Origin of the sequence: Kitasatospora sp. SUK 42 (genome assembly GCF_015776785.2) — a bacterium.
In the GTDB taxonomy this organism is placed as follows: Bacteria; Actinomycetota; Actinomycetes; order Streptomycetales; family Streptomycetaceae; genus Kitasatospora.
Genome location: NZ_LFMD02000003.1, coordinates 1,409,977 through 1,423,389, shown reverse-complemented (window position 1 = coordinate 1,423,389; position 13,413 = coordinate 1,409,977). Strand labels below are relative to the sequence as shown.

Here is a 13,413-nt window from a genome sequence, read left to right as displayed (position 1 = left end):
GTTCCTCCCGGGGCCACTACGCTGGGCCCGTGCCCCGCTTCAGCGTGATCGTCCCCGTGTACCAGGTCCAGGACTACCTCGTCGAGTGCCTCGACTCGGTGCTCGGCCAGGACGGGGCCGACCTCGAACTGATCGCGGTGGACGACCGCTCGCCCGACGGCTGCGGCGCGATGCTGGACGAGGCCGCCGCCGCCGACCCCCGGGTCACGGTGCTGCACCTGCCGGAGAACGTCGGCCTCGGCCGCGCCCGCAACGCCGGCCTGGAGGTCGCCACCGGCGACTACGTGCTCTTCCTCGACAGCGACGACACCCTCACCCCCGGCCTGCTCAAGGGCGTCGACGAGCGGCTCGCCGCCACCGGCGACCCGGACGTCCTGGTCTACGACTACGCCCGCACCTACGCCGACGGCCGGATCACCCGGGCCGCCTCCGCGCACGTCTTCGGCGCCGCCTCCCCGGACGTCTTCGACCTCGCCGCCCGCCCCGACCTGCTCGACCTGCTCCAGGTCGTCTGGAACAAGGCCTACCGCCGCGACTTCATCACCGGGCAGCGGCTGGTCTTCCCGGCCGGCTACTACGAGGACACCCCCTGGACGTACCCGGCGCTGCTCGCCGCCGGGACGATCACCCTGCTCGACCGGGTCGGCGTGCACTACCGCCAGCGCCAGGAGGGCGGCAACATCCTGGCCACCGCCAGCCGCAAGCACTTCGACGTGTTCGCCCAGTACGACCTGGTCTTCGCCTTCCTCGACGGCCGCCCCGACCTGGACCGCTGGCGCCCGGTCGTCTACGGGCGGATGCTGCACCACCTCAACACCGTGGTCGCCAAGCCCGGCCGGGTCCCGTCCGGCGACCGCCGCGAGTACTTCCGCCGCGCCGCCGAGCACTGCGCCCGGCTGCGCCCGGCCGGCTACCGCCCGCCGACCGGCGTGGACGGCGTGCGCACCGAACTGCTCAGCCACGGCCGCTACGGTGCCTACCAGGCCGTCCGCGCCCTCGCCAAGGCCCGCCGGCTCGTCAGGCGCTAGTCCGGCCCCGGGGTCGGGTTCCGGCCGGATACCCGCGCCTGACGACCATTCGGGGGACGGGCCGGTATAACCGGTCGGGTGGACTTCCTGACCCGCCTTCCGGTCATCGGCCCGCTGGTCTCCCGGGTGCTGCGCAGTCGCCCGTACCGGGTGTACGAGTACTTCTCCGCCGCCCGTGGCAACCGGCTGGCCGGGGCCGTCACCTTCTTCGGCTTCCTCGCGCTCTTCCCGCTGCTCACGGTGGGCCTGGCGATCGCCGTTGCGACGCTCAGCAACAGCCAGGTGGACGACCTCCAGCACCGCATCTCCGACCAGTTGCCGGGCCTGTCGAACGCGCTCAACCTGCCGTCCCTGGTGGCCAGCGCGGGCACCGTCGGGCTGGTCAGCGGGGCGCTGCTGCTGGTCTCCGGCCTCGGCTGGGTGGCCACCATGCGCACCGCGATCCGGGACATGTGGCAGCAGCCGGAGGACGAGGGCAACCCGGTGCTGCGCAAGGCCTGGGACATCGTGGTGCTGGCCGGCCTCGGCCTGGTGTCGCTGGTCTCGCTGGCCGCCTCCGCCGCCGGGACGACGCTCGCCGGGTGGATCGCCGACGCGAGCGGCCTGGGCAGCGGCTACCTGCTGACCGCGGTCGGCGTGCTGATCGCCATAGCGTGCGACATGCTGCTCTTCGCCTACCTGCTGGCGCCGTTCGCCGGGATCACCGACCAGCGCCGCCGGGACCTCCTGCAGGGCGCGCTGATCGGTGCGGTCGGCTTCGAGCTGCTGAAGATCCTGCTCGCCTCCTACCTCGGCTCGGTCGCCGGGCGGAACCTGTACGGGGCCTTCGCCACGCCGGTGGCACTGCTGCTGTGGATCAACTTCGTCTCCCGGCTGCTGATGTTCTGCGTGGCCTGGACGGCCACCGCCGACCCGGTCGCCCTGCGGGAGCGGACCAGGGCGCACGGGCGGGCGCTGCTGGCGTCGGCCGACGAGGCCGAGGCCGAGGAGGCGGGGGCGGCCCGGCCCCGGGAGTGAGGCCGTACCGCCCGCTCAGCCCCTCGGCCTCTCAGCCGTCGGTGTTCCGGCGCCGCACGGCCACCACGGCGCCCGCCGCGCCCGCCGCGACCACGGCCCCGACCAGCACGGTCGACCAGCCGCCGAGACCGAGCCCGCCGTCCCCGGCCGAGGACGCCGAGGCGGACCGGGCGTCCGCGGCGGAGGCGTGCGGCGGCGGGGCGGGCGATCCGCCGCCGGCCTGGCCGGTCGGCTCGGCACCGCCGGGCTGCCGCTCGTCGACCAGCCTGCCGATCGGCTGGACCTTGCCGACCGCGGCGAAGCCCCAGTCCAGCAGCTCGGCCGTCTCGTCGTACACCTTCTGGTAGCTGGCCGGGTGCATCACGGTGACCAGCAGGGTCCGCCCGCCGCGCTCGGCGGCGCCGACGAAGGTCGAACCGGCGTTGGTGGTGGTGCCGTTCTTCACCCCGATCAGTCCGGGGTACTTGCCCAGCAGCCGGTCGGTGTTGGCGATCCCGAAACTGCCGCGCTGGCCGGTGCGCTGGTCGACGGTGCCCGGGAACATCGCCTCCCGGGTGCCGCAGTACATCCGGAAGTCCGCGTTGCGCAGGCCGGACCGGGCGAACAGCGACAGGTCGTACGCCGAGGAGACCTGGCCGTCCATGTCGTAGCCGTCCGGGGAGACCACCCGGGTGTCCTTCGCCTGGAGCGCCTCGGCGCGGGACTGCATCTCGGTGACGGTCTGCTGGATGCCGCCGTTCATGTGCGCCAGGACGTGCACGGCGTCGTTGCCCGAGCTCAGGAACACCCCGCGCCACAGGTCCTCGACCTGGTAGTCCAGGTTCTCCTTGATGCCGACCAGACTGCTGCCGGCGCCGACCCCGAGGAGCTCCTCGTCGGTGACCCGGTGCACCGCGCTGCGGTCGAACTTGGGCAGCACGGTGTCCGCGAAGAGGATCTTCAGGGTGCTGGCCGGGGGAAGCCTGAGATGCGGGTTGTAGGCGGCCAGGACGTCTCCCGACGTGGCGTCGGAGACCATCCAGGACTGGCCGGTGAGATCCGTCGGCAGCGCCGGGGCGTCCGGCAGCGGGGCGACCTGCACCCCGGGGCGGCCGAGGCGCTCGCCGCCGACCGCGGTCGACGGGGGCGGCGTGTCCGGGGCCGCGGACGCCGCCGGGGCGGCGAGCAGTAACGGGAGGGCCGAGGCGGCCGCGGCGCACAGGTGCGCGAACGTGTGACGGGGTGTAGGCACCCGCTGACCGTACCCATTCCGGTGCCCCGCGGTTCGCCGCGCCGGAGCGGTCCTCCGAAGGAGGGGCCCGCGGTACGCCGATCGGCGGCCCGCGCATACTGGGGATGCACACCGCCTCCACCCCCGCCGAGGACCGCCCCATGAAGCTCAGCCGCCGTGCCTCCTGGTTCCTGACCGCCTTCGGGGTCTGGTCGATCATCATCTGGACCACCTTCGTCAAGAACCTCTGGAAGGACTCCGGCGGCCAGGCCTTCACCAACGGCGACCACTCCCAGCCCACCGCCTTCTTCTGGATCCACCTGCTGCTCGCCGTCACCTCCTTCGTCCTCGGCATCGCCGTCGGCACCCTCGGCCTCCGCGGCCTGCGCGCCACCCGGAGGAGCCCGGAGGCCGACCGGTAGGTCCCCGTTGCCTCGGCGCCCCGCGCCGACCGGAACGCACGAAGGCCCCCGTCCGATCGGTGGATCGGACGGGGGCCTTCGGCCTGTCAGGCAGGGATCAGACGATCAGAAGCGGCGGGTGACCAGCGCCCGCTTCACTTCCTGGATCGCCTTGGTGACCTCGATGCCACGCGGGCAGGCCTCGGAGCAGTTGAAGGTGGTGCGGCAGCGCCACACGCCCTCGCGGTCGTTCAGGATCTCCAGGCGCTGCTCGGCACCCTCGTCGCGCGAGTCGAAGATGAAGCGGTGCGCGTTGACGATGGCGGCCGGGCCGAAGTACTGGCCGTCGTTCCAGAACACCGGGCAGGACGACGTGCACGCGGCGCACAGGATGCACTTGGTGGTGTCGTCGAACCGCTCGCGGTCCTCGGCGGACTGCAGGCGCTCGCGGGTCGGCTCGTTCCCCTTGGTGATGAGGAACGGCATGACGTCCTTGTACGCCTGGAAGAACGGGTCCATGTCCACGACCAGGTCCTTGAGGACCGTCAGGCCCTTGATGGCCTCGATCGTGATCGGCTTCTCCGGGTCGACGTCCTTGATCAGGGTCTTGCACGCCAGCCGGTTGCGGCCGTTGATCCGCATGGCGTCGGAGCCGCAGATGCCGTGCGCGCAGGAACGGCGGTAGGTGAGGGTGCCGTCCTGCTCCCACTTGATCTTGTTGAGCGCGTCCAGGACGCGCTCCTTCGGGTCCATCTCCAGCTGGTAGTCGACCCACACCGGGTCCGGGTGCTCCTCCGGGTTGAACCGGCGGATCCGGAAGGTGACGGTGATCAGCTTGGTGACACCGGCCTCGACCGCGTCCAGAGCGGCCGAGTGCTCCACAGTCGGAGTGCTCATCAGTACTTACGCTCCATCGGCTGGTAGCGGGTCGTGACGACCGGCTTGTAGTCGAGGCGGATGGAGGTGCTGCCGTCGGCGGCGACCTCCTGGTACGCCATGGTGTGCTGCATGAACTTCACGTCGTCACGGGTCGGGAAGTCCTCGCGGTAGTGGCCGCCGCGGGACTCCTCGCGGGCCAGCGCGGAGACGGCCAGCACCTCGGCCAGGTCGAGCAGGTTGCCCAGCTCGATGGCCTCCAGGAGGTCCGTGTTGTAGCGGAAGCCCTTGTCCTGCACGGAGATGTTCTTGTAGCGCTCCTTCAGCGCGGCGATGTCCTCGACCGCCTGCTTCAGGGTGGCGCCGGTGCGGTACACCATGGCGTTGGTGTCCATGGTCTCCTGCAGCTCCTTGCGGATCTGCCCCACGGACTCGGTGCCGGTGGACTCGCGCAGCTTGTCGACCATCTCCTGGACCAGCTGCTCCGGGTTCTCCGGCAGCGGCACGAACTCGTTCGCGTTGGCGTAGTCGGCGGCGGCGATGCCCGCGCGACGGCCGAACACGTTGATGTCCAGCAGCGAGTTGGTGCCCAGGCGGTTGGCGCCGTGCACGGAGACGCAGGCGACCTCGCCGGCCGCGTACAGGCCCGGGACGACGTCCGTGTTGTTGCGCAGGACCTCACCCTCGACGTTGGTCGGGATGCCGCCCATGGCGTAGTGCGCGGTGGGCTGGATCGGGATCGGGTCCGTGTAGGGCTCGATGCCGAGGTAGGTGCGCGCGAACTCGGTGATGTCCGGGAGCTTGGCGTCCAGCTGCTCCGGCGGCAGGTGGGTCAGGTCCAGGTAGACGTGGTCGCCGTCCGGACCGCAGCCGCGGCCCTCGCGGATCTCGGTGTAGATCGCGCGGGAGCAGACGTCACGGGACGCGAGGTCCTTCATGACGGGGGCGTAGCGCTCCATGAAGCGCTCGCCGTCCTTGTTGCGCAGGATGCCGCCCTCGCCGCGGGCGCCCTCGGTGAGCAGGATGCCCATGCGCCAGATGCCGGTCGGGTGGAACTGGAAGAACTCCATGTCCTCCAGCGGCAGGCCGCGGCGGTAGGCCACCGCCTGGCCGTCACCGGTGAGGGTGTGGGCGTTCGAGGAGACCTTGAAGAACTTGCCGGTGCCGCCGGAGGCGAACACGACCGACTTGGCCTGGAAGATGTGGATCTCGCCGGTGGCCAGCTCGTAGGCGACGACGCCGGCCGTCTTGCCCTCGTTGAGCAGCAGGTCGAGGACGTAGTACTCGTTGAAGAACTCGACGCCGTGCTTGACGCAGTTCTGGAACAGCGTCTGGAGGATCATGTGACCGGTGCGGTCGGCCGCGTAGCACGAGCGGCGGACCGGGGCCTCGCCGTGGTTGCGGGAGTGACCGCCGAAGCGGCGCTGGTCGATCCGGCCCGCCTCGGTGCGGGAGAAGGGCAGGCCCATCTTCTCCAGGTCGAGGACGGCGTCGATGGCCTCCTTGCACATGATCTCGGCGGCGTCCTGGTCGACCAGGTAGTCACCACCCTTGACCGTGTCGAAGGTGTGCCACTCCCAGTTGTCCTCCTCGACGTTGGCGAGGGCGGCGCACATGCCGCCCTGGGCCGCGCCGGTGTGGGACCGGGTGGGGTAGAGCTTGGTCAGGACGGCGGTGCGGCTGCGCTGCGTGGACTCGATGGCCGCGCGCATGCCGGCGCCGCCGGCGCCGACGATGACGGTGTCGTACTGGTGAATCTGCATGGGGGGTTAACTCGCCTCTGGCCTCTGCCGATGGTCGATGGTGCTCGCGGCTCAGATGTTGGGGTCGAAGGTGAAGATCACCAGGGTGCCGAGCAGCACGGTGAAGACCGTGGCGGTACCCATGAGCCCCTTGAGCCAGAGCCGGGTCGAGTCCTTCTCGGCGTAGTCGTTGATGACCTGACGCATGCCGTTGGCGCCGTGCAGCATGGCGAGCCAGAGCATCAGGAGGTCCCAGCCCTGCCAGAACGGCGAGGACCAGCGGCCGGCCACGAAGGCGAACCCGATCTTGGAGACACCGCCGTCGAGCACCAGCATGATCAGCAGGTGGCCGAGGATCAGTACGACCAGGACGACACCGGACAGGCGCATGAAGAGCCAGGCCAGCATCTCGAAGTTGGTGCGGGTGCGGCGCGGGGTCTTCTCGGTCCGCTTGCGGGGCGGCTCGATGACGAAGGCGTCGGCCGGGTTACCGGTGCCGAGGCCCTTGCCGGTGTGCGCCTGCTTGGACGGGACGACGATGGCGTCGGAGATTTCCGTGGACATGTCTCAGCTCACTTCCCGAACCAGGAGATCAGCGTGTGCTGCAGGATCCCGTAGAAGGAGCCGGCCATCAGGACCACCCAGATCCCGACGACGGACCAGAGCATCTGCTTCTGGTACTTCGGGCCCTTGGACCAGAAGTCCACCGCGACGACGCGCAGGCCGTTGAGCGCGTGGAACAGGATGGCGGCCACCAGGCCGTACTCCATCAGGTTCACGAGGGGAGTCTTGTAGGTCTGGATGACCGTGTCGTAGGACTCCGGCGACACTCGCACCAGGGCGGTGTCCAGGACGTGGGCGAACAGGAAGAAGAAGATGAGGACGCCGGTGACTCGATGAGCCACCCAGCTCCACATGCCTTCCCGGCCGCGGTACAGCGTTCCAGCCGGCACGGAAAAACCCTCCGGAAGCGATTGGGGGCTCGGCCGGCTTCGGTGTCGGTCAGCCCGGCCGGGTACGGTCCACCGGCCGCCAGCATCCTATCGACGCCTTCTCGGTTGCCGCCTCCGGGGCCCCCATGTGTGATCAAACAGGCACTTCTGGCCTAGCGGGGCGGGAACCGAATGTGCTGTGGTCGCTTTGGGTGACGGGTCGACTGCGTTACGGTGACGGACCCCCTGTCGCCGACACCCTGCCGAGGCGTCCGTGCCGTTCAGCTCCGTCCGACCCTCCGCCGCCGCCCTGGCCGCCCTGCTGCTCGCCGTGGGCTGCACCACGGTCGGCGGCCCCGCCGGGGACCGGACCGCGCCGGGCCGGGAGCTGTCCGCGGACGAGCTGCGGGCGGCCGCGGTGGCCGAGGCGGACCTGGGGACGGGCTACGCGGTGCTGTCGGCGGCGTCCGGCCGCGGCGGGCCCGGGATCGGCGCCGGGCGGGAGGCGGCGGACGTGCCGGCCTGCCAGCCGCTGCTGGACGTGGTCGCCCCGGCCGCCCCGGTCGACGCCCCGCCGGGGCCCGGCCGCCCGTACGCGGAGACGGACCTGAGCGTGGTCCGGGCCGCCGGCTCCAGGGGCGGGGTGCACGTCGCGCTGCTCGGCCACAGGAGCGGGCAGGCGGCCGTGCTGCAGGGGGAGCTGGAGGGGCTGCTCGGCCCGTGCGCCTCGTTCACCTCGGTGCCGGCGGCCGAGAAGCCGGGTGAGAAGTCCGGCGAGAAGCCGGGGAGGAAGGTGCCGGTCCGGACGAAGCACCGGCTGAACCGGGAGGACACGCCCACGCCCGAGGGAGCGGACGCGGTGATCGGATTCACCCTCACGAATGAATCGGGTACCGCCGTGCCGGCTCAGCGCGCCGAGCTGGTCCGGGTCGGCCCGGCCCTCGCGGTGTTCACCACCGTCGGGGTCGCCCCCGAGCCGGCCCCCGCGCCGGACGTACGGGTCGTCCGGCAGCAGGTGGCCAAACTGCGGGCCGCGCAGGCGGCGTCGGTGAGGCCTTAGCGCGCGCCGGCCTCCGAGTGGGTGGCGACCAGGTGTTCCAGCCGGGTGAGGGCGATCCGGCGGAGTTCGTCCGCCGAGATCAGCCGCTCCTCGTCCGGGTCGTTGGCCAGTCGGGTGCGGATCGAGGAGAGCACGGTGTCGAGCAGTTCCTCCGGGTCGACCCCGTCCAGGCAGACCACGAACACGTGGCCGAACCGGGCCTCGTACGCGGCGTGGGCCGCCCGCAGCGCGGTGTGCGCGGCCTGGCTGCCGGGGGCCCGCATGCCGAGCAGCGGCTGCGGCATCCAGCTCTCGTCGGCCAGGGCCTCGGCCAGGTCGGCCGGGCGGAGGTCGTAGGAGGCCTCGCTGGCCGCGGCCAGCAGGGACTCTATGTCGGGGTACGGCCGGTGCGCGGTGAGTCGCAGGGCCCAGCGGTGGCTGCCGCAGCAGGCCAGTAGGGCCTCCTCGGCCGCGCCGGCGTCGGCCTCGTTGAAGCGGTGCAACCCGAGGAGGGTCGGCTCGGTCCTGACGTCGAGCCGCTGTGGCGGGATGTCGCTGGCCAGCGGGTCCTCCTCGTGAGGGCGGGAAGGTGCCGGTGGGGTGGGTGGGTGGAGCAGCTGAAGTATGAGGACTGCGGAGGGGCGCTCGGCGCCGGTCGGCAGCGGTTCAAAGGTAGTTGAGCCGTCATCAGTTGGGGAGGGCGCACGCGGAATTCATCCGGACGAGCTATCAAGTTGTGACGTTGACACTTTCGTGTCATCGACTTCCCCATGTGTCCCGCCCTCCCGTCCTCAGCCGCCGGTGGTGGCCCCGCTCAGGTGCAGCGGGTCCCCACGGCCGGCATGGTGCCCTCGGTCAGGTAGGCCTCCATCGCCTGGTCGATGCAGGCGTTGCCCTTGCCGAAGGCGCCGTGGCCCTCGCCCACCCGGGTGAGCAGGGTGGCCTTGGCGAAGCCCTTGGCCAGTGCCTCGGCCGAGGCGTACGGGGTGGCCGGGTCGCTGGTGGTGCCGACGACCAGGATCGGCGCGGCGCCCTCGGCCCGGATGGTGTGCGGCTTCTCGGGGGACTGGTACGGCCAGCCCGTGCAGGCCGCCTCGGTGAAGTCCTCGGCCGTGATGCCCCGGCTCATCAGCGGGGCCTTCTCCTGGAGCTCCTTGACCGCGGCCTGGGCGCGGTCGGGGGAGGGGGCCGGGGCCGCGCCGTCGGCGCAGCTGATCGCGACGTGCGCGGACTCCATCGGCGAGTAGTGGCCGTTCTCGTCGCGCTCCTGGTAGCTGTCGGAGTAGGCCAGCAGGATGTCGCCGCGCTTCATGGTCATCGCCATGCCGAGGCCGACCCGCAGGTACTGCCAGTCCTGGGTCTGGTCGCCGTAGAGGGCCGCGGTGACGCCGTTCCAGGCCAGGTCGCGGCCGACCTTGCGGCCGTCCTTGGTGGGCAGCGGGTGGTCGGTCAGGCCGTCCAGGAAGTCGGCGGCCTTGGCGGCGGCCCGGGAGGGGTCCTTGCCGAGCGGGCACTCGTCGGCGTGGTTCTGGACGCAGTCGGCGGCGAAGTGCTGGAAGGAGGTCTCGAAGCCGATCCGCTGCTCGACCGAGGAGTCCAGGTCGTCGGCGGCCGGGTCGACGGCGCCGTCCAGGACCAGCCGGCCGGTGTTCTGCGGGAACTCCTCGGCGTACAGCGAGCCCAGGTAGGTGCCGTACGAGATGCCCAGGTAGTTGAGCTTCCGGTCGCCGACGGCGGCGCGCAGCACGTCCAGGTCGCGGGCGGTGTTGCGGGTGCCGACGAAGGGCAGCAGCTTGCCGGACTTGGCCTGGCAGGCGGCGATGTACTCGGTGCTCTGCCGGTCCGAGGCGGCCTTGCGGGCGGCCGGGTCCAGCGGCTCGTCGACCTGGGACTGCTCGTCGCGCTGCTTGTCGTCCAGGCAGAGCACCGGTGAGCTGTCGCCGGTGCCGCGCGGGTCGAAGCCGACCACGTCGAAGCGGTCGTGCAGGGCGCCGGTGAACTCCTTGGCGCCGGACTTGACCATGTCGACGCCGGAGGCGCCGGGGCCGCCCGGGTTGACCATCAGCGAGCCGATCCGCTGGTCCGGCTTGGCGGCCGGGTACTTGACCAGCGCCAGGTCGATCGCGTCGGCGGCGGGGTTGGCGTAGTCGAGCGGGACGTGCAGCTTGCCGCACCGCATCGTGTCGAGGTCGGCCCCGCCCCCGCTCTCGGTGGCCCTGGCGTCGGACGGGCAGGAGCCCCAGCTGATCTGCTGGCCGTAGAAGGCCTTGAGCGCCGGGTCCGCCTCACCGGTGGGCCTGGACGTCGGGGTGGCCGTGGTGGCCGCCCGGCCGGAGGCGGTGCCGGTCGACGTGTCCCCGGCCGACCCTGCGCTGTCGTCGCATGCGGCGGTGAGGAGCAGGGTGCCTGCCGCGAGCGCGGTCAGCAGGACACGGGGGCGGGCGGCCCGGAAGGTCTTCATCGCATGTGTGTACCACTTGGGCACGACACGTTCGATCTTGACCCCCCGGGCCGCGCACCCGTGTCGATCAGCCGCGGTGGACCTTGTGGTTGGCGGCCTGCGCCCGGGGGCGGACCACCAGCAGGTCGATGTTCACGTGCGAGGGCCGGGTGACCGCCCACGCCACGGTGTCCGCGATGTCCTCCGAGGTCAGCGGCTCGGCCACGCCCGCGTACACGGCCGCGGCCTTCTCCTCGTCGCCGCGGAAGCGGGTGACCGCGAAGCCCTCGGACTTCACCATGCCGGGCGCGATCTCGATCACCCGGATCGGCTCCCCGCACAGCTCCAGCCGCAGCGTCGCCGCGATGGTGTGCGCGGCGTGCTTGGCGGCGACGTACCCGCCGCCGCCCTCGTACGCGGCCAGCGCGGCCGTCGAGGACAGCACCAGCACGGTGCCGTCGCCGGTGGCGCGCAGGGCGGGCAGCAGCGCCTGGGTCATGTGCAGCACGCCGAGCACGTTCACCTCGTACATGGCCCGCCAGTCGGCCGGGTCGCCCTGCTCGACGCTCTCGGCGCCGATCGCGCCGCCGGCGTTGTTCACCAGCACGTCCACCCGGCCGATCTCGGCCGCGAAGGCGTCCACGGCGGCCCGGTCGGTGACGTCCAGGGTGCGGGCGCGGCCGCCGATCTCCTTGGCCAGCGCCTCGATCCGGTCCGTCCGGCGGGCGGTCAGCACCACGTCGAAGCCCTCGGCGGCCAGCCGACGGGCGGTCGCCGCGCCGATTCCGCTGCTGGCACCGGTGACCACGGCCACCTTCTGCTCGGTCATTGCCACTCCCTGGGGGCTCATCGGTCGTTCACCCGATCATCTCAACCGCGTCTGCGGCCCCGCCGCCCGGTGGCGCTCTACATTGCGAGGACCGACCAGCGCCTTCGCCGATCCCGTGGAGGGACCCATGGCAGCCGAGCCGCGCCCAGCCCGCCTCTCGGAGTCCGGCTTCCCGATCGAACCGCTGTACGGCCCCGAGGCGCTGGCCGGCTGGGACCCGGCCACCCGGCTGGGCCGACCGGGGGAGTACCCGTACACCCGGGGCGTCTACCCGACGATGTACACCGGCCGTCCGTGGACGATGCGCCAGTACGCGGGCTTCGGCACCGCCGCCGAGTCCAACGCCCGCTACCGGCAGCTGATCGCGGGCGGCGGCACCGGCCTCTCGGTGGCCTTCGACCTGCCCACCCAGATGGGCTACGACTCGGACGCGCCGCTCGCGGCCGGGGAGGTCGGCAAGGTCGGCGTGGCCGTGGACAGCGTCGAGGACATGGCGGTGCTGTTCGACGGCATCCCGCTGGGCGGGGTGTCCACCTCGATGACCATCAACGCGCCCGCCGCGCTGCTCCTGCTGCTCTACCAACTCGTCGGCGAGGCCCAGGGGGTGGCGGCCTCCGCGCTCACCGGCACGGTCCAGAACGACGTGCTGAAGGAGTACGTCGCCCGCGGCACCTACATCTTCCCGCCGCAGCCCTCGCTGCGGCTGGCCGCGGACGTGTTCCGGTACTGCCGGGCCGAGATCCCGCGCTGGAACACCATCTCCATCTCCGGCTACCACATGGCCGAGGCCGGGGCCGACCCCGCGCAGGAGATCGCCTTCACCCTGGCCAACGGCATCGCCTACGTCCGCACCGCGCTCGCCGCCGGAATGGCCGTGGACGACTTCGCGCCCCGGCTCTCCTTCTTCTTCGTGGCCCGCACCACCCTGCTGGAGGAGGTGGCCAAGTTCCGTGCCGCGCGCCGGATCTGGGCGCGGATCATGCGCGAGGAGTTCGGCGCCCGCGACCCGCGCTCGCTGATGCTGCGCTTCCACACCCAGACCGCCGGGGTGCAGCTCACCGCCCAGCAGCCCGAGGTGAACCTCGTCCGGGTCTCGGTGCAGGCGCTCGCCGCGGTGCTCGGCGGCACCCAGTCGCTGCACACCAACAGCTTCGACGAGGCGATCGCGCTGCCCACCGAGAAGGCCGCCCGGCTCGCCCTGCGCACCCAGCAGGTGCTCGCGCACGAGACCGACGTGACCGCCACCGTCGACCCCTTCGCCGGCTCCTACGCGGTGGAGTCGCTGACCGACCGGGTGGAGGCCGCCGCACTGGCGCTGATGGCCCGGATCGAGGAGTACGGCGGCGCGGTGGCCGCGATCGAACAGGGCTTCCAGAAGGGCGAGATCGAGCGCACCGCCTACCGCCTCCAGCTGGAGACCGACTCCGGCGAGCGGACGGTGGTCGGGGTGAACCGCTTCCGGCTGGACGAGGAGGAGCCGTACCAGCCGCTGCGGGTGGACCCGGCGATCGAGCGGCGGCAGGCCGAGCGGCTGGCGCGGCTGCGGGCCGAGCGCTCCTCGACCGCCGTCGACCGGGCGCTGGACGCGCTGCGCCGCACCGCCGAGGGGCCGGAGAACGTGCTGTACCCGATGAAGGAGGCGCTGGCCGCCCGTGCCACCGTCGGCGAGGTGTGCGACGCGCTGCGCGGGGTGTGGGGGACGTACGTCCCGGTGGAGCGGTTCTGAGCCGTCGCTCCGGGGTCGCCGCCGCGACCCGTTCGGTTGAGTGGCCGTCAACCCGCAGGGTCCATCGTGTGGGTGACGGGCGTGACCGCCGGCCGGGTGGATCGTTGCACCGGACAACAACTCGGGGAAGGCGGCTGAAACGAGATGTCATACCCACCTGTCCAGCCGGTATG

13 protein-coding genes are annotated in these 13,413 nt (G+C 71.8%); 5 read left to right on the top strand and 8 right to left on the bottom strand.

The window, feature by feature from the left end; genetic code table 11:
• The first annotated feature begins 29 nt into the window (after window positions 1-29).
• Both RZ50_RS16065 and RZ50_RS16060 read left to right on the top strand, forming a co-directional pair.
• A complete protein-coding gene (locus RZ50_RS16065) occupies window positions 30-1,028 on the top strand; it encodes a glycosyltransferase family 2 protein (protein ID WP_196947399.1) in 999 nt (332 codons plus the stop codon).
• A 78-nt stretch (window positions 1,029-1,106) separates the two neighbouring features.
• Window positions 1,107-2,045 (top strand): YihY/virulence factor BrkB family protein, encoded by a 939-nt coding sequence (locus tag RZ50_RS16060; protein WP_196947400.1) that lies wholly within the window; start codon window positions 1,107-1,109, stop codon window positions 2,043-2,045.
• A gap of 31 nt (window positions 2,046-2,076) precedes the next feature.
• Here RZ50_RS16060 and RZ50_RS16055 read toward each other — a convergent pair whose 3' ends face one another.
• Window positions 2,077-3,276, bottom strand: coding sequence for a D-alanyl-D-alanine carboxypeptidase family protein (locus RZ50_RS16055; protein ID WP_217680560.1), 1,200 nt, complete (start codon window positions 3,274-3,276; stop codon window positions 2,077-2,079).
• A 140-nt stretch (window positions 3,277-3,416) separates the two neighbouring features.
• On the opposite strand from RZ50_RS16055, the gene RZ50_RS16050 reads away from it, so the two are divergent.
• Complete coding sequence (locus RZ50_RS16050; protein ID WP_196948293.1) at window positions 3,417-3,677, top strand: SCO4848 family membrane protein; 261 nt, start codon at window positions 3,417-3,419, stop codon at window positions 3,675-3,677.
• A 105-nt stretch (window positions 3,678-3,782) separates the two neighbouring features.
• Here the strand turns inward: RZ50_RS16050 and RZ50_RS16045 are convergent, their stop codons facing one another.
• From RZ50_RS16045 to sdhC, 4 genes are read right to left on the bottom strand one after another with little or no spacing between them, the layout of a single operon-like run.
• Window positions 3,783-4,553: a succinate dehydrogenase iron-sulfur subunit gene (locus RZ50_RS16045; RefSeq protein ID WP_196948220.1), complete on the bottom strand. Its 771-nt coding sequence runs from the start codon at window positions 4,551-4,553 to the stop codon at window positions 3,783-3,785.
• Window positions 4,553-6,295, bottom strand: coding sequence for a succinate dehydrogenase flavoprotein subunit (gene sdhA, locus RZ50_RS16040; protein WP_196948221.1), 1,743 nt, complete (start codon window positions 6,293-6,295; stop codon window positions 4,553-4,555). Before sdhA ends, RZ50_RS16045 begins: the two co-directional genes overlap by 1 nt.
• A gap of 51 nt (window positions 6,296-6,346) precedes the next feature.
• The gene (sdhD, locus tag RZ50_RS16035) at window positions 6,347-6,838 is read right to left on the bottom strand and encodes a succinate dehydrogenase, hydrophobic membrane anchor protein (protein ID WP_196948222.1); all 492 of its coding nucleotides are present in this window, start codon (window positions 6,836-6,838) and stop codon (window positions 6,347-6,349) included.
• An 8-nt stretch (window positions 6,839-6,846) separates the two neighbouring features.
• Window positions 6,847-7,227, bottom strand: a complete 381-nt coding sequence (sdhC, locus tag RZ50_RS16030; RefSeq protein WP_196948223.1) for a succinate dehydrogenase, cytochrome b556 subunit — start codon at window positions 7,225-7,227, stop codon at window positions 6,847-6,849.
• A gap of 253 nt (window positions 7,228-7,480) precedes the next feature.
• On the opposite strand from sdhC, the gene RZ50_RS16025 reads away from it, so the two are divergent.
• Window positions 7,481-8,266 carry a hypothetical protein gene (locus tag RZ50_RS16025; protein WP_196948224.1) on the top strand — a complete coding sequence of 262 codons (786 nt, stop codon included), beginning with the start codon at window positions 7,481-7,483 and terminating at the stop codon, window positions 8,264-8,266.
• On the opposite strand, the gene RZ50_RS16020 is transcribed toward RZ50_RS16025, so the two are convergent.
• The 3 genes from RZ50_RS16020 to RZ50_RS16010 form a co-directional block, all read right to left on the bottom strand.
• Entirely contained in the window at window positions 8,263-8,808 is a 546-nt protein-coding gene (locus RZ50_RS16020; RefSeq protein ID WP_374199953.1) for a 2-oxo-4-hydroxy-4-carboxy-5-ureidoimidazoline decarboxylase, read from the bottom strand. The genes RZ50_RS16025 and RZ50_RS16020 overlap by 4 nt on opposite strands.
• Before the next feature lie 251 nt (window positions 8,809-9,059).
• Complete coding sequence (locus RZ50_RS16015) at window positions 9,060-10,706, bottom strand: alpha/beta hydrolase (RefSeq protein ID WP_196948226.1); 1,647 nt, start codon at window positions 10,704-10,706, stop codon at window positions 9,060-9,062.
• 67 nt (window positions 10,707-10,773) lie between these two features.
• A complete protein-coding gene (locus tag RZ50_RS16010) occupies window positions 10,774-11,514 on the bottom strand; it encodes an SDR family oxidoreductase (RefSeq protein ID WP_196948227.1) in 741 nt (246 codons plus the stop codon).
• Between the two features lie 127 nt (window positions 11,515-11,641).
• Here RZ50_RS16010 and RZ50_RS16005 point away from each other — a divergent pair, with 127 nt between their 5' ends.
• On the top strand, window positions 11,642-13,240 hold the full coding sequence (locus tag RZ50_RS16005; RefSeq protein WP_196948228.1) for a methylmalonyl-CoA mutase: 1,599 nt from the start codon (window positions 11,642-11,644) through the stop codon (window positions 13,238-13,240).
• Window positions 13,241-13,413 lie beyond the last annotated feature (173 nt).

Bases quoted from the DNA above. Each gene is read 5' to 3' on its own strand.
- RZ50_RS16045 (WP_196948220.1), bottom strand. From the start codon at position 4,553: ATGAGCACTCCGACTGTGGAGCACTCGGCCGCTCTGGACGCGGTCGAG.
- sdhA (WP_196948221.1), bottom strand. From the start codon at position 6,295: ATGCAGATTCACCAGTACGACACCGTCATCGTCGGCGCCGGCGGCGCC.
- RZ50_RS16050 (WP_196948293.1), top strand. From the start codon at position 3,417: ATGAAGCTCAGCCGCCGTGCCTCCTGGTTCCTGACCGCCTTCGGGGTC.
- sdhD (WP_196948222.1), bottom strand. From the start codon at position 6,838: ATGTCCACGGAAATCTCCGACGCCATCGTCGTCCCGTCCAAGCAGGCG.
- RZ50_RS16010 (WP_196948227.1), bottom strand. From the start codon at position 11,514: ATGACCGAGCAGAAGGTGGCCGTGGTCACCGGTGCCAGCAGCGGAATC.
- RZ50_RS16005 (WP_196948228.1), top strand. From the start codon at position 11,642: ATGGCAGCCGAGCCGCGCCCAGCCCGCCTCTCGGAGTCCGGCTTCCCG.
- RZ50_RS16015 (WP_196948226.1), bottom strand. From the start codon at position 10,706: ATGAAGACCTTCCGGGCCGCCCGCCCCCGTGTCCTGCTGACCGCGCTC.